This is a genomic window from Bradyrhizobium nanningense, from assembly GCF_004114535.1.
GTDB classification, from domain to species: Bacteria; Pseudomonadota; Alphaproteobacteria; order Rhizobiales; family Xanthobacteraceae; genus Bradyrhizobium; species Bradyrhizobium nanningense.
Map to the genome: position 1 here is coordinate 65,772 of NZ_LBJC01000029.1, position 14,777 is coordinate 80,548.

The window sequence follows — 14,777 nt, forward strand, 5'->3', positions numbered from 1 at the left end:
GATGGCTTCAATCTTAGGTTCCCGGCGGCGTCGCGCAAGGCACTTTGCGCGCCAGCGCAAAAGGTTTGCGCGTACACGCAAGCCATGTTGAGGCCGCTCGCCTATCAAGCGCAAAACAAGTCTTGGGACGGGGAGGCAGCGCGCGCCGAGACGGCGATCCCGCACGCGCAATGCCCTAAGGGATGGCAAGCGATGAAGCGCGTTCGGATCAGCCAACAAGAGATCGTGTTTGCGGTCTTCGCCGCACTCTTCCTGAGCTTCTCGATCTTCCTCAACGGCTTTCTTTCTGCCGACAACATGCTGACATTGCTGCAGAACGTGGCAGTGCTCGGCATTCTTGGCCTGGCCATGGCGATCGTCGTGATCGGGCGCGGCATCGACCTGTCGCTGATCGCGGCCCTCGCCGTCCCCGGCGGCCTCGTGCTGCAGATGGTGCAGAACGGCCATTCGCTGCCCGCCTCGCTGCTGGCGGCCGGTTTGCTGTCGATCGCGGTCGGTCTCGTCAACGGCTGGCTGATCGCCTATGCGGAGGTGCCGCCCCTGTTTGCCACACTTGCAACCGGCCTGTTCGTCGCCGGCCTCGGCCAGGCCGCCCTCTTCCAGCTCGACGTCGTGCAATGGAGCGACGGCATGGCCGGATTCGAGCGGCTCGGCCAGGGCAGCATCCTCGGTATCCCCACCTCGATCGTGATGTTCGCGATCGCCTGCGTGGTGGTCTTCATCCTGCTGCGCAAGACGCGCTGGGGCGCCTACATCTACGCGATCGGCGACAACCCGTTCGCGGCGCGCGTCACCGGCATCCCGACGCGGCCCATCATCGTGCTGCAATACGTCCTCGCGGGGCTGATCGGCTGCTTTGCCGGCCTCGTGATGGCGGCCTCCGTCAATTCCATGCCGACCCGCATCTTCAACTCGACATTGATCTACGACGTCATCCTCGTCGTCGTGCTCGGCGGCATCGGCCTGTCGGGCGGACGCGGCGGTGTCGTCAACGTCATCATCGGCACGCTCTTGATCGGGACGATGCTGAACGGAATGACGATCCTGAACATCCCCTATGCCGGCCAGAACCTCATCAAGGGCCTCGTGCTCCTGATCGCGGTCATCACCGACACGTTCCTCAATCCACGCAACGAAGAAACGGCCCAACAGGGCGATATCTGATCTGCCCAAGGGGAAAATGCCTGGGAAAACGCCCATCCAACAAGGAGGAAGACAATGGCCTGCATGAATAAGTTCGCGCTTGCGAGTATCGCCACACTGGCGCTCTCGGCCGCCGCAGTTCCGGCCCTCGCCCAACAGGGCCTCGACGAGCCGTTTCAGAAGACCTTCCGGGAGGCGCTTGCCGGCAAGACCGTCGCCTACGTGCCGGTCGCGATGAACTTCGACCTGACCGAAGGCTGGTATGCGGGCCTCAAGAAGGAGCTCGAGCCGTTCGGCGTCAAGTTCGTCATTCGCGATCCCAACTGGAATACCAATGCCGGCGCACAAGCCGTCACCTCGCTGATCTCGGAGAAGCCGGCGGTGATGGTGATCCACAATCCGGACGTCCAGACCTACGCAAAACTGCTTCAGCGCGCGGAGAACGAAGGCATCTTCGTCATCCAGATCAACATGGGCTCGGCCTATCGCAGCTCGGCCTTCGTCGGCGCCAACTGGATCGAGATCGGCGAGCGCCAGACCGAAGGCGTGGTAAAGGCCTGCCAGGGCAAGTCGAACAAGATCGCCATCATCCAGGGCGCGCTCTCCGCGGCGGCCAGCGCCTACACGCTCAAGGGCGTCGAAAACATCCTCGCCAAGCACCCCGAGATCAAGGTCGTCTCCAGCCAGGCCGCCGATTGGGATGCCGCCAAGGCCAAGGCAATCACCCAGACGGTGCTGAAACAGAACCCCGACCTCTGCGGCATCGTCGGCTTCTGGGACGGCATGGACATCGGCACCGCCGCCGCGATCAAGGAAGCCGGCCTGACCGGCAAGGTGTTCCTGGCGACATCGGGCGGCGGCGAGCGCAAGGGCGCCTGCGAGCTCGTGAAGAACGGCTCGTTCGATCTGAACATGAGCTACGACGTGCCGACGCAGGCAGCCCAAATGGCCGGCACGATCAAGTGGCTGTTGTCGTCGGGTGCCAAGCCGGGATCGATCAAGGGCTCCGAGTACACCACGCTGATCCCGATCACCAAGGAGAATGCCGACACCCAGACGGCGTGCTGGAATCTCTCCGATCTCAAGAAGTGATCGTATCCGAAGCTGCGCGTTCCGCCCCTTCTGATGCGGAACGCGCAACCTTGCTCATGGAATCAGCGGAAGGCAGATGCGCGAGACACTGACCAGGCTACGCTATCGCTACTGGCCGGACCATCTCCTCGGCGAGATCCTGTCCAAACGATGGACCGAGACCGCCATTCCGGTGATCCTGCTCCTGATCGTCGGCTTCGCGCTCAGCCGCTCACTCGAGCACTTCCTGTCGCCGGCGAGCCTCGCCGACACCGCGCGGCAGGCCGGCGAGATCGGCTTCATCGGCCTCGGCATGGCGCTGGTCGTCATCGTCGGCGGCATCGACCTCTCGGTCGGATCGATCTTCGCGCTGTCGGATTTCTGCGCGCTCTACCTGCTCGACGTCCTCAATTGGCCCGTCCCGGCCGTGGTGGTCGTCACCATGATCGTCGGTGGGCTGCTTGGCGCCGTGAACGGCGTGCTGATCGGGTATCTCAGGCTCCGCGCCTTCATCACCACGCTGATCACGCTGATCATCTACCGCTCCGCCTACGATCTCCTGATCCAGCGCTATTCCAACGCCATCGCCTCGGCCTTCCCCGACATTCCGTCGTGGGACTTCATCGGCGGCGGCACCGTGCTCGGCATCCCCAGCGTCGCGCTGGTCTATATCGTGATCGCGATCTTCGGTCATATCTTCCTGACGCGGTTGCGGCCCGGCTGGCACATCACCGCAATCGGCGGATCGCGGCGCTCGGCCTACAATTCCGGCATTCCCGTCCGCCGCACTATCGCGCTCTGCTATGTCGCGAGCGGCGTGCTGACCAGCATCGGCGCGCTGTTCTTTGCGGCGCGGCTCGGCACGGTCGGCGGCGACATCGGCGTCGGCCTCGAGGTGATCGTGCTGACCGCAACGGTGCTCGGCGGCATCACGCTCGGCGGCGGCAAGGGCTCGGTGGTCAAGTCCATGGTCGGCGTGCTGATCGTCCTCCTCGTCACCAACGGGCTGACCGCCATGAACGCGCGCGGCGGGGTCAACCGCATGGCGCTGGCCTCGATCCTGCTGGTGGCCGCGATGGTCGACATCCGCTGGCAGAAGAACCGCACCCGCATCATCAGCAAGGTCTACGTCGCCCCGACCTATCATGCGCTGCCGCCACCGCCACCGACCGAGATCGGCAAGGGCGGGCCGTTCGAGCAGAACGACAGGCTGCGCGACGTCTCGCTGATCGGACTCGGCCGGATCGAAGCGCCCGAGGACGTCATTCTCGATCGCAACGACGTGCTCTACGCCGGATCGCGGCACGGCGACATCGTCCGCTTCTTCCCGCCGGACTATGAACGGATGGAGGTGTTCGCGCATATCGGCGGCCAGCCGCTCGGCATGGCGTTTGACAAAGAGGACAATCTCTATGTCTGCATCGGCGGCATGGGGCTCTATCGCATCAAGCCCGACGGCACCGTGGAGAAGGCCACGGACGAGACCAACCGCAGCATCTATTCCGTGAACGACGACAGCCGCCTGCGGCTTGCCGACGATCTCGACATCACCGACGACGGGCTGATCTTCTTCTCCGAGGCGACCGTTCGCTACGAGATGGACGAGTGGCCGGTCGACGGGCTGGAGGCGCGCGGCAACGGCCGCATCATCTGCTACGACACCAAGACCGGCACGACCCATACCGCGCTGCGCGGCCTCAAATTCCCGAACGGCGTCGCGGTCGCGAGCGACGGGCAATCTATCCTGTTCGCCGAGACGTTCGGCTGCTCGATCAAGCGCTACTGGTTCGCAGGTCCCAAGAAGGGCGCCGTCGAGATCGTCATGGACAATCTGCCCGGCTACCCCGACAACATCAACCTTGCCTCGGACGGCAATTACTGGCTGGCCCTGGTCGGCATGCGCAGCCCGTCGCTCGATCTCGCCTGGAAGATGCCGGGCTTCCGCCGGCGCATGGCCAAGCGGGTGCCGGTCGACGAGTGGCTGTTCCCGAACATCAACACCGGCTGTGTCGTCAAGTTCAACGAGCAGGGCAAGATCCTGGAATCGTTCTGGGACCTCAAGGGCCTCAATCATCCCATGATCACGTCGATGCGCGAGCATCGCGGCTATCTCTATCTCGGCGGCATCGCCAACAACCGGATCGGCCGCTTCAAGCTCGACAATGCCGATCCGAACTTCGTGCAGTACGACAAGCGCTGGGGGAAGTCGTCGTGATCGCCGCTATCAGCGAATTCGCCAACCGCCTTCTCGGCCGCGGCGAGGCGGCCATCACCGTTCCGTCGTTCGACGGGGCGTTGAAGCCCAACCAGGCGCTCGAACAGGCGGATATTCTCTTCGAATGCGAAGCGCCGGAAGACGTTGCCACGGACGGCACGTCGCTGCTCATTGCCGACGGCGTGCGGCTGATACGCCTTTCCGGAAACTCGGCAACGACGGTTCGTACCTTCGAGCGACCGATCTCCGCGCTGGCGTGCTTGCCTCATGGAGGCTTGGCTGTCGCGCTGGGCGGCACGGAGGTCCGGCTCTACGACAACACCGCGGCCGAGACGCCCGCGACCGCATTTTCGCAAGGGCTGCACGCTGTCAATGCGCTGGCGCCCGCCGCCGACGGCACGTTGATCGCAACCGACGGATCGTCGTTGCGCGGTGTCGACGATTGGGCACGCGATCTGATGGAGCTCGGCAGGAACGGCCGGGTGCTGCGGCTGGATCCGAAGACCGGCGCGGTCACGCAGCTCGCCGGCGGATTGGGCTACGCTTTCGGCACTGTGGCGAGCGACGGCGATCTGCTCGTCAGCGAAAGCTGGCGGCATCGCGTGATCTCGATCGCGCCGGACGGAAGCCGCAAGGACCTGCTGCGCCACCTGCCCGTCTATCCGTCCCGGCTTTCGCCGGCGCGCGGCGGCGGCTTCTGGCTCACCGCATTCGCCGCGCGCACCCAGCTCGTCGAGTTCGTGCTGCGCGAGCCGGCCTATCGCCGCCGCATGATCGCGGAGATCGCCCCGGAATTCTGGGTCGCGCCGCGGCTGCGGTCCGGCGATTCCTTCAAGGAGCCGCTGCAGGGCGCGCACATCAAGACCATGGGGGTGATGAAGCCCTGGGCGCCGCCGCGGTCCTACGGTCTCGTCATCCGCCTCGGGGCGGACGGCCTGCCGCGCACCTCGCTCCATAGCCGGGCCGATGGCGTCAACCACGGGATCGCGGCCGCGGTCGAATTCGGAGGCGACCTCGTGATGATCGCCAAGGGGCCCGGACGCATCATCAAGCTGCCGCTGGCCTCCCTCGGCGAGGAGGCCCGCGCATGAACGACCTGGTCCTGTCGCTATCGAAGGCGACCAAGCTTTACGCCGGCGTGCCCGCCATCGACGGTGTCGACTTCGAGCTGCGGCGCGGCGAGATCCACGCCCTGGTCGGAGAAAACGGCGCGGGAAAATCGACGCTGACGAAAGTCATGGCCGGCGTCGTGACCCTGACCTCCGGCGGCATGACGGTCGACGGCGTCGAAGTCACTCCGAAGACTCCGCTGGAGGCGCGCAACCTCGGCATCGCCATGGTGTTCCAGGAGAACAGCCTGGTGCCGACGATGACGGTGGCGCAGAACCTGTTCCTCGGCCAGGAGAAGTTCTACAATCGCCTGCGCGGCATCTACATCGCGGCCCAGCAATTCCTGCAATCGCTCAACTTCGACGTGACGCCGACCGCGACGGTCGGCGGGTTAGGGGCGGCCAAGAAGCAGATGGTCGAGATCGCTCGCGCCGTCCTGCACAAGGCGAAGGTGATCATCTTCGACGAGCCGACGGCGACGCTGACGCCGGAGGAGAAGAAATACTTCTTCGATCTGGTCAAGGACCTGAAGCGGCGCGGGGTCTCCATCATCTTCATCTCGCATGCGCTCGAAGAGGCGCTGTTGCTTGCCGACCGCATCACGGTGCTGCGCGACGGCAGGCATGTCGTGACCGACGACGCCTCCCGCTTCGACCGGGCGCGCATCGTCCAGGCGATGGTGGGGCGGGATCTCTCCAACACGCTCTACGGCGCGCGCAAGACGCAGGTCCGCCCCTCGGGCAAGCGGGTGCTGACGGTGCAGAACCTCAAGATGGCGCCGATGGTGAAGAACAACTCGCTGTCGGTGTTCGCGGGCCAAATCACCGGCGTCTTCGGCCTCGTCGGCGCCGGGCGCACCGAGACGTTCAAGATCGTCGCGGGCGTCATGAAGCGCGACTTCTTCCATGGCGGTGAGGTGATTCTCGAGGACAAGCCCGTCCGCTACCGCGTCCCCGCGCCGGCGGTGCAGGCAGGCATTGCCTACGTGACCGAGGATCGCAAGGTCGAGGGGTTCTTCGAGACAGCATCCATCGCGCGGAACATCTATCTCGGCTTGCTCGCCAAGTTTCCCAGGGGACGCGCCTGGCTGTCGCGGCGCGAAAGCACGGCGGCCGGAAAGTCCTGGATCGAGCGCCTCAAGGTGCGCGCCATCGGCGACGAGGCCAAGGTCGTCGAATTGTCCGGCGGCAACCAGCAGAAGGTCGTGATCGCGAAATCGCTGATCCAGGATCCGGAGCTCATCATATTCGACGAGCCGACGCGGGGCGTCGATGTCGGCGCCATCGTCGAGATCCACGAGCTGATCAATTCGCTGGCCGACAAGGGCAAGGCGGTGGTCGTGATCTCCTCCTACCTGCCCGAGATCATGGCGCTGTCGGACCGCATCCTGGTGTGCCGGCAAGGCAAGGTCGTCGAGGAGTTTTCCGCGCTGGAGGCGACGGAGGAAGCCATCATGTACGCGGCGATCCACTGACCGCTCTGCGATCAGGGCGTCGCAGCGCAATCGGCGCGGACGGATCAGGCGGAACGCGGCCTGGAGCCGGGCTGCCCGCTCGGCTCATTCAGCAGCTTGCCCGTGGTGCTGTTGACGAAGTGCAGCGACATGCAGGCCGGGCACCTCACGGGCACATAACTGTCCGCCGGCTCGGAACGCTCGGGCCGCTCGTCATCGGTCCGATGCTGGACGTTCATGCCGGTGCGCGGGCACCTGAAGAGGATCTGGCGCTGCATGCTGCTTTCATGCGCCCTAATCTGAGCCGGCGAAATTGCGGACGATCCCTTACGGGCCTTCCCTATGGTTTGCGATGGGTCAATGCAAATGGCCTGCCGCGCCCTATCCTCTGTCCAGCATCGGGCGCGCTGTCGATCCGGTGCCGAACGAAGCGGAGCCCGGACTCCTAGGCACTCCGGGCACCGCTTCGGAAGACAGGGTGCAAGCGACCGCGATCAGGGAGCCGGCTTTGGAGAGCGGCTTCGCCGGCGGGTTCGATGGAACGAAGGCCGGTACCGCGGGTTGGATGGCCCAGCCCTGGACAGACCATGCAATCGGCCTCGGTGCCCCCTTGGAAAACCTCCTCGGAAACCGAGGCTGATTGATTTCGCCCGGCCGGCCGACACGAATGCCCGCCGCCGGCGACAGGCCACCATCGGGACCGCCTCGACCAGGAGAGCAGCCATGATGTCCGCCAACCTCGACGATCTCTCTGCGGCTGTGCGTTACGCGCTCGAGACGACGCGCGCGACCACGGTCTGCCCGTTCCACGATGAGGTGATCATCCGCGTGGGCGACGACGCCGCCGAGAGCCATGCGTACGAACGCGCCAAGCGCATCCTCAGGAGCGATGGGACGCCCTTCGAGGCAAACGCCCTCAGGGAAGAGATCGGCCACCAGCTCGCCAGCGCCGCGGACGGCCGCTGCCCGAAATGCGACTGCACCCGTCCGGCCGGCTAATGGCTGCAGAGTGCGGGGGCGTTCACCTCTACCGCTTGCTTGCGGGAGAGGTCGGCGCGAAGCACCGGGAGAGGGTTTTCTCCTCTTGGGGATTATCCCGTTGCGGAAGAAGCCCTCTCCCCGACCCTCTCCCGCAAGCGGGAGAGGGGGTGCAAACGTGATCTCATCACACGCTGGGCCTCGGCCCAACTCAATCATTGCCTAAAGGCGCATGCAGCTGCGGTCAGGATGCAGCTCGCCTGGAAGCATTCTTGCTTTGTCTGGAGCGCGCAAGGCTCCCAGGCCGCCCGATCAAATATCCCTGCATCTCGTCGCAGCCTTCCTGTACCAGGACCGACATCTGTGTTTCGGTTTCGATGCCTTCCGCAAGCACCGGCACCCCGAGCCCGTGGGCGAGGCCGATCACGGCCCGTACGATGGCCAGCGACCGCTCGCTCTGGCCGAGCGAGGCGACAAAGGATCGATCGATCTTGATGCGGTCCAGAGGAAACGCTTCGAGGTATGACAGCGATGAATATCCGGTTCCGAAATCGTCGAGCGCGATCAGGATGCCGAGCGCCTTGAGCGACTGCATCGTCCGCTTGGCGCGCGACATATCCTCGATCAGGACGCCTTCGGTGATTTCGAGCTCGAGACGCGCGGCCGCAAGCCCGCTGTCCCGGAGCGCCCGACGGACCTGCCCGTCGAGATTTTCCCGGCGAAACTGCGCCGCCGAGACGTTGACGGCCACCCGCAGCGGCTGATCCCATGACGCCGCTTCCCTGCACGCCTCCATCAGGACCCAGTCGTCGATCTCTGCGATGGAACCGCTTTGCTCCGCGATCGGGATGAATTCTCCCGGAGGGATGATACCGCGCACCGGATGCCGCCAGCGCACGAGCGCCTCATAGGCCATGAGCGTGCCGTCGCGATGCTGCTGCGGCTGATACTCCAGATAGAGCTCGCCTCGTTCGACGGCGTTGCGCAAATCGTGCTCCAGCGCGCGGCGGTCCCGCAGCTGCTGATCCATCGCGCTGGTGAACAGGCGGATGGCTCCCCTGCCCTCGTGCTTGGCGCGATAGAGCGCAGCATCCGCATTCGCCAGCAGTGAAACGGAATTATCGGCGTCTCTCGGATACAGCGCGGCGCCGACGCAGAGATCGATCTTCAGCGCATGGCCGTCAACCTCGATCGGTTGCTCGAATTGGGCCCGCATCCTGGTGGCGAGCAGCTCTGCGGTTGCTGGCAGCGGCGACTGATCGGTGATGCCGATGAATTCGTCGCCGCCGACGCGCGCCACATAGCATCCCTGCGCGGCTTCCTGCAGGCGCCGCGAGGCCTCGCACAGCACGGCGTCGCCGACGGCATGGCCGAAACGGTCGTTGATCTCCTTGAAGTGATCGAGATCGATGCAGAGCACGGCAAAGGCGCTGTCGGTAATCTCCGCTCTTTCGATCGCGGCGCCGAGATACTCGTCCAGGGCGGCCCTGTTCGGCAGTTCCGTCAGCGCATCGTGACAGGCGAGATAGCTCACCCTCTGCTGCGCCCGATTGCGCTCCGTCACATCGAAGGCGACGCAGACATGGGCGGACTGCCCGTCATAGACCAGCGGCCGGGATTCGATCACGACCTCGATCGCCTCGCCGTCCGCGGTCCTGTGCAATTCGCAGTCGCGTTCGGCTCCTGCCTGCTGCTCACCATGCGCGAGCTGATGCTCGGACATGGCGAGGAGATCCTGGCGGACATAGCCGTAATGCCGGCACATCGCGCCATTCACGGCGATGAGCTGACGCGTCTTCGCATCGACAACCCACATCGGAAGCGGGTTCTCTTCGAAGAGCAGGCGGAAAGAGGCCTCCGCTTCCGCAAGCGCCATTTCGGTTCGATGGCGCTCCGTGATGTCCTCGTGGGTCGCGACCCAGCCGTTCCCCTCCATCGGGCGATGCCGGATCCGCACGATCCGCCCGTTGGTCAATTCCACGGTCGTATCCGAGTTCTCGGCGGTCACCGAAGCGCTATTGCGCCAGTCCAGATAATCCTGCTTGGACATCTTCGGGGCGCTGCCGACCGAATAGCGGAGATCGACGATCTCGTTCAGCTTCATGCCCGGCCGGACCAGTTTCGGGTCGAGATCGTAGACCTCGAGGTACTGCCGGTTGCAGACGATCAGGCGCTGATCGGTGTCGAAGAAGCAGAGACCGTGGGACATGTTATTGAGCGCCCTGTCGAAGCGCTCCGCGAATGCGGTCGCGGTCTGCTCTGCGGTCCGCGCGCGATCACCTTCCTCGGACAGCCGTCCGTGGGTCTCGACCAGCTTCACGAAAGAACGAAAATTGGTGTTGATCATCCGGGCGAGCAGGGCAAGCAACGCCAGCAGATTGATCCCGACCGAGATCATCATGCCGTCACCGGAGAGCAGTAGGAGCGTGGCGATCGGTGCACCGGCAATCAGCATCGTCAGCAGGGACGCCGGCGGGAAGCTGCCGAGGCAATAGGCCGTTCCGACGCATCCCATGAAGATGAGAAGGGCAACCGGAGCGCGCAGGCCGGGATCCACGGCCATGAACAGCGCGAGAATCCAGATCACGAAGCTGGAGCAGATCACCACGGTGGCGAGACGAGCCCTTGCAAGCTCGCGATAGGCTTCCTCGGCGGTGAAATCGGCCTTCTTCAACCGGAGCCATTGGGCCAGCCGGAACAAACAAATGGCAAGGAGAGCGGCCGGCAAGGCAAATCTCAGCCATGCCGAGACCGTGTCCGGGAGGACCAAGCCTACGCTGATGCTGTCGACGAGGAGCACGGCGTAGAGCACCGGCACCTGCTCGCGAAGCACCCGGAACTGCTCGACGAGCAGCGCGCGGCCGAGCGGATCGGTCGTGTCGCCCACGGAGAAAGAATCACGAAGCCGCGCGAAGAAGCCCATCAATGCCGTCCCAACCACTCCGAAGGCTAGGGCAGAGAGGCGAAGGACCCGTAAAGGCGTGTGGTGTCTCCGACCTTAACGCGGCTAGCGCGAATAGGAAGAAGCCAATCCCGTCAACGAGTTCCGCGCTCCGCAACCCGCCATCGCGGAGGTTGAGGCGGTTCCAGCCGCGCTCAATCTTCAACCCGGTACAGCCGCCACCGCTCCGGCACGCCCTTGAGCTGGTGCATGCCGTGATCCCTGAAGCGGATCTCGGACTGCGCCACCAGGTCCCTGACCGCGCTCGAGACGAGAACTTCGCCGGCACGCGCCTTGGCGGCGACGCGCGTGCCGATGTGAAAGGCGAGACCGACCATCTCGCCCCCGCTCACACTATATTCGCCCGCATGCAGCCCGACCCTGATGTCGAGCCCCAGCGTGCGCACGGCCTTTTGAATCGCGGTCGCGCAGCGGATGCCGGAAGCCGGCGCCTTGAAGGTCGCCAGTACGCCGTCGCCGGTGGTCACCACTTCCCTGCCGCGCGTGCTTTTCAGCTCCTTGCGCACGGCGGCGTAATAGTGGCCCATGACCTTGGTCCAGCGCGCATCGCCGAGCTTCGCGGCCTTTGCGGTGGAGCCGACGATATCGACGATCAGGATGGTGGCGAGTGCCTGCTTGAGCTCGGCACTGCGCTCGCCGGATCGACGCCGCAGCTCGATCGGTCCGATCAACGGCTCATAGCGGTGGCTGCGGCGCCGCGCGATCGCGGCCTTCGTGTAGTCCTGGGCGCGCTGCACCGTGCCGCAGCGAACCGTCTTCTCCTGCGGCAGACGCGTCCAGTAGACCGTTCGCCCATCGCCAGCGCCCTGGACCTCCACGGCGCCCCACTTCAGGAAAACCGCCGAACCAACCCGCCGGACGCACCACGCCTTCGACGTGTACCCCGATACGTTCGACTGATGGACTCCGATGCGAAGAAATTTGGGCATGTACGTGCAGCTGATCGTAGGACCGTGGGCTGGTCGAGGTGAAGCGTAGTTGCACATTCCCGCGTTGGCAACAGGCGAACTGCCGTGCGCGCTCACCGAGCAATGGCTCGCAGTCGACTTGGATCTCGTCGATCATCCCCTCCGCGTCGGCGCAATCGTCAGACGGATTCCGATCGCGGTCAGTGCCACCCCCGCGACGAGAGAAGCATTGATCGGCTCCTTCAGCACCCACGCGGAAATCAGCAGGCCCACGCTGGGTGTCGCCAACAGCGCCATCGACATGGTGCTTGCGGCAAAGCGACGGCCGGCCTCGACCACGGCCCAATAGGCGAACGCGGTCGCGATCGGTGCTACATAGAGGAGCGTGGCCGCGCCAAGCGGCGATATTGTTGGCGGGGCTCCCTCGACAGAGATCGCGATGGGAAGGAGCAGGATTGCCGCGATGAGCATTTGCCAAGGGGCGAGGCTCAACGCCGAAGAGGTGAAGCGATGCCCCCGTACTGTCACGATGGTGATGGCCCAAGCCGTTGCGGCGCCCATCAGCATCGCGTAGGCCAGGGTTTGCCTGCCGACGACGGCAAAGGATGGCGAGGCGATAACGGCAGTTCCTGCACATCCGACCAACACGCCCGCCACCGCCTTCGGCCCCAGATCTTCACCCAGCCGCCAGGCCGCAAGCGGCGCGACCACGATAGGTGTGGCAAAGGCCAGCACGGACGCGCGCCCCGGCGGCAAGATCGTCAGGGCGAGACCGGTGAGCGCCGAATACGCCGCCATTTGAAGCGCGCCCGAAATGACGACGAAGGGGAAATCAGCGGGCGGCGGCAACGCAAGCTCACCCCGCGCAACCAGCACTGCGAACAGGATGAGCGCCGCGACCGCATAACGCAGAAAGCCATACCAGATCGGCGGAATCTGTCCGACACCAATCTTGATGACCGGCCAACTGACGGCCCAAATCAACACCAGGGACAGCAGCAGCAGCCAGTCGCGCGGCTTCGGGGCGACGGCTCGGATTGCTGCAGCGGTCGACGATCTAGAATCTTTCACTGAACGGCCGCAGATCGAGCTCATGGGTCCACGCGCTGCGGGCCTGCCGGTGCAACTGATAATAGCTCTGTGCGATCGCCGCAGGCTGAAGCAGGGTCTCCGAGGAATCGTCCTCCCGCGCGATCATGCCGTCGAGGACGACGTGCGCCACATGAATGCTCTCTGAGCCCAGCTCGCGAGCCATCGCTTGTGCCAGCCCGCGCAGGGCGAATTTCGGAGAGGCAAACGCCGCAAATCCGGCGCCGCCGCGGACCGATCCGGTTGCACCGGAGAAAATGATCGTTCCGCCTCCGCTCTCCAACATGGACGTCGCCGCGGCGCGCCCGACCAAGAACCCGGCAAAGCAACCCGTGCGCCACGCCTGCTCGAACAAATCCGCGGAAATGTCGAGGATTCCTCCCCGATCCCATATGCCGACGTTGAACACGACCAGGGATGGCGGTCCAAGTTCGCCCCGCACGCGTTCGAACACCTCTTTGACCTGCTTAGCGTCCGTGGCATCGCAAGAGTAACGGCGAACCAGATCGCGTTGGGGCTCGCCCGCACCGCCACTGCGCGAGACCGCAGCCACGCGCATGCCCTCATCCGCAAAGCGCGCAACGAGCGCGTTGCCCAATCCGGCACCCGCGCCAACAACAATGGCGATCTCATTCGAGCTCATGTCCGGGTCTCCTGGTTTCAGTTGACGTCACGCCTTGGATTTCACGTAACGGACGAAGCCGATGACGTCCTCGGCGACGAGCCGTCCGATCGCGCCGCTGGAATAGACGGCGGTGATCACCCTCCCGTTTGGGTCGAGAACAAAGCCGGTGGATTGCAGATAGCGCGGGCTTTCGTTGACATAGGCGCCGGTCACCGCAGCGATCCTATCGGCATCGACGCGATAGCCGACCGCAAAGTTCAGCCGATGCTTCTCCACTAGCGTCGCTGCGTCGATCTTGTCGTCGACGGACATGGCAACGACCTTGATTGCGAGCTCATCGAGCTTCTCCTTCGCGCGCGCAAAGGCCGAAAGCTGCGCATTGCAATACGGGCACCACGACCCGCGATATATCAGGACCACGCCGTGGTGGCCTGCCAAGTGGGGCGCGACCGAAACGGTGCCGTCGGCGACCGTATCGAACGTCAGAGCCGGAAAGGCATCGCCATTGTTGAGACGGGACATTCTTGTCTTCTCGAAAAAGTGGACTATTTAGTCCAAATACTTGCCAGCGCATTTGCTGTCAAGTACGGTGAAAGCCATGAACGAAAACGTGACTACAATGCCCAAGACGGCACGGGGCGCGGCAACACGCGCGCGCATCGTCGATGCGGCAACGGCGCTCGTGCGCGCCCGAGGCGCCGCAAACACGACGATCGATGCAGTGATCGAAGCCAGCAAGGCCAGCAAATCGCAGGTCTATCACTACTTCGCCGACAAGGATGAGCTCGTGCTGGCGGTGATCCAGCGGCAGGCTGAGTGCGTGCTGGGAACTCACGAGGGCCTGTTGCGAAAGCTCAATTCCCTCACCGGGCTTCGCCGCTGGCGCGACGCGGTGGTCGAGCTGACGGATCAGACCAATTGCGCAGGCGGCTGCCCGCTCGGCTCGTTGGCGGCAGAACTCTCGGAGACGCCGCGCACGCGCGCAGCGCTGGCGGAGAGCTTTGCGCGCTGGGCTGGCTATTTCGAAGCGGCATTCGCGAGAATGCAGACGCGGGCCGGGAAGAAGCCCACCAACGATCTGAAGGCGCTTTCAGAGGCTATGCTCGCCAGCCTGCAAGGAGGACTGCTGCTCGCACAAACCTTGCGCTCGACAAGGCCTCTGGAGTTGGCGCTGGATATGGCGATCGAGCATGTCGCCGCGCGGCTCGAGCTTTAGCCGGGCT

General features: G+C 64.5%; 13 protein-coding genes. 7 read left to right on the plus strand and 6 right to left on the minus strand.

Features of this window, described 5'->3' with window-relative positions:
* Positions 1-192 precede the first annotated feature (192 nt).
* The 5 genes from XH84_RS24585 (at position 193) to XH84_RS24605 (ending at position 7,013) form a co-directional block, all read left to right on the plus strand.
* Positions 193-1,164: an ABC transporter permease gene (locus tag XH84_RS24585; RefSeq protein WP_128918637.1), complete on the plus strand. Its 972-nt coding sequence runs from the start codon at positions 193-195 to the stop codon at positions 1,162-1,164.
* 54 nt (positions 1,165-1,218) lie between these two features.
* Entirely contained in the window at positions 1,219-2,235 is a 1,017-nt protein-coding gene (locus XH84_RS24590; protein ID WP_128918638.1) for a sugar ABC transporter substrate-binding protein, read from the plus strand.
* Positions 2,236-2,311: 76 nt separating this feature from the next.
* Complete coding sequence (locus XH84_RS24595) at positions 2,312-4,429, plus strand: ABC transporter permease (RefSeq protein ID WP_128918639.1); 2,118 nt, start codon at positions 2,312-2,314, stop codon at positions 4,427-4,429.
* Positions 4,426-5,520, plus strand: a complete 1,095-nt coding sequence (locus XH84_RS24600; RefSeq protein WP_128918640.1) for an SMP-30/gluconolactonase/LRE family protein — start codon at positions 4,426-4,428, stop codon at positions 5,518-5,520. The genes XH84_RS24595 and XH84_RS24600 overlap by 4 nt, the downstream gene beginning before the upstream one ends.
* Positions 5,517-7,013, plus strand: a complete 1,497-nt coding sequence (locus tag XH84_RS24605; protein ID WP_128918641.1) for a sugar ABC transporter ATP-binding protein — start codon at positions 5,517-5,519, stop codon at positions 7,011-7,013. The genes XH84_RS24600 and XH84_RS24605 overlap by 4 nt, the downstream gene beginning before the upstream one ends.
* A 44-nt stretch (positions 7,014-7,057) precedes the next feature.
* Here XH84_RS24605 and XH84_RS24610 read toward each other — a convergent pair whose 3' ends face one another.
* On the minus strand, positions 7,058-7,270 hold the full coding sequence (locus XH84_RS24610) for a hypothetical protein (RefSeq protein ID WP_128918642.1): 213 nt from the start codon (positions 7,268-7,270) through the stop codon (positions 7,058-7,060).
* Positions 7,271-7,715: 445 nt separating this feature from the next.
* Between XH84_RS24610 and XH84_RS24615 the strand changes: the two genes are divergently transcribed.
* Positions 7,716-7,991, plus strand: a complete 276-nt coding sequence (locus tag XH84_RS24615) for a hypothetical protein (protein WP_128918643.1) — start codon at positions 7,716-7,718, stop codon at positions 7,989-7,991.
* Positions 7,992-8,214: 223 nt separating this feature from the next.
* Here the strand turns inward: XH84_RS24615 and XH84_RS24620 are convergent, their stop codons facing one another.
* The 5 genes from XH84_RS24620 to XH84_RS24640 all read right to left on the minus strand — a co-directional run bounded on the left by XH84_RS24620 (position 8,215) and on the right by XH84_RS24640 (position 14,076).
* A complete protein-coding gene (locus XH84_RS24620) occupies positions 8,215-10,857 on the minus strand; it encodes an EAL domain-containing protein (RefSeq protein ID WP_245471842.1) in 2,643 nt (880 codons plus the stop codon).
* A gap of 209 nt (positions 10,858-11,066) precedes the next feature.
* Positions 11,067-11,861 (minus strand): adenylate/guanylate cyclase domain-containing protein, encoded by a 795-nt coding sequence (locus tag XH84_RS24625; protein WP_128918645.1) that lies wholly within the window; start codon positions 11,859-11,861, stop codon positions 11,067-11,069.
* A gap of 132 nt (positions 11,862-11,993) precedes the next feature.
* The gene (locus tag XH84_RS24630) at positions 11,994-12,935 is read right to left on the minus strand and encodes a DMT family transporter (RefSeq protein ID WP_128918646.1); all 942 of its coding nucleotides are present in this window, start codon (positions 12,933-12,935) and stop codon (positions 11,994-11,996) included.
* The gene (locus tag XH84_RS24635; protein ID WP_128918647.1) at positions 12,898-13,572 is read right to left on the minus strand and encodes an SDR family NAD(P)-dependent oxidoreductase; all 675 of its coding nucleotides are present in this window, start codon (positions 13,570-13,572) and stop codon (positions 12,898-12,900) included. The genes XH84_RS24630 and XH84_RS24635 overlap by 38 nt, the downstream gene beginning before the upstream one ends.
* A 27-nt stretch (positions 13,573-13,599) precedes the next feature.
* Positions 13,600-14,076, minus strand: a complete 477-nt coding sequence (locus XH84_RS24640; RefSeq protein ID WP_128918648.1) for a redoxin domain-containing protein — start codon at positions 14,074-14,076, stop codon at positions 13,600-13,602.
* 76 nt (positions 14,077-14,152) lie between these two features.
* On the opposite strand from XH84_RS24640, the gene XH84_RS24645 reads away from it, so the two are divergent.
* The gene (locus tag XH84_RS24645; protein WP_128918649.1) at positions 14,153-14,770 is read left to right on the plus strand and encodes a TetR/AcrR family transcriptional regulator; all 618 of its coding nucleotides are present in this window, start codon (positions 14,153-14,155) and stop codon (positions 14,768-14,770) included.
* The last annotated feature ends 7 nt before the right edge of the window (positions 14,771-14,777 follow it).

Coding starts and splice junctions, on each gene's coding strand:
- XH84_RS24585 (WP_128918637.1), top strand. CDS start 193: ATGAAGCGCGTTCGGATCAGCCAACAAGAGATCGTGTTTGCGGTCTTC.
- XH84_RS24590 (WP_128918638.1), top strand. CDS start 1,219: ATGGCCTGCATGAATAAGTTCGCGCTTGCGAGTATCGCCACACTGGCG.
- XH84_RS24595 (WP_128918639.1), top strand. CDS start 2,312: ATGCGCGAGACACTGACCAGGCTACGCTATCGCTACTGGCCGGACCAT.
- XH84_RS24605 (WP_128918641.1), top strand. CDS start 5,517: ATGAACGACCTGGTCCTGTCGCTATCGAAGGCGACCAAGCTTTACGCC.
- XH84_RS24610 (WP_128918642.1), bottom strand. CDS start 7,270: ATGCAGCGCCAGATCCTCTTCAGGTGCCCGCGCACCGGCATGAACGTC.
- XH84_RS24615 (WP_128918643.1), top strand. CDS start 7,716: ATGATGTCCGCCAACCTCGACGATCTCTCTGCGGCTGTGCGTTACGCG.
- XH84_RS24625 (WP_128918645.1), bottom strand. CDS start 11,861: ATGCCCAAATTTCTTCGCATCGGAGTCCATCAGTCGAACGTATCGGGG.
- XH84_RS24630 (WP_128918646.1), bottom strand. CDS start 12,935: ATGAGCTCGATCTGCGGCCGTTCAGTGAAAGATTCTAGATCGTCGACC.
- XH84_RS24635 (WP_128918647.1), bottom strand. CDS start 13,572: ATGAGCTCGAATGAGATCGCCATTGTTGTTGGCGCGGGTGCCGGATTG.
- XH84_RS24640 (WP_128918648.1), bottom strand. CDS start 14,076: ATGTCCCGTCTCAACAATGGCGATGCCTTTCCGGCTCTGACGTTCGAT.
- XH84_RS24645 (WP_128918649.1), top strand. CDS start 14,153: ATGAACGAAAACGTGACTACAATGCCCAAGACGGCACGGGGCGCGGCA.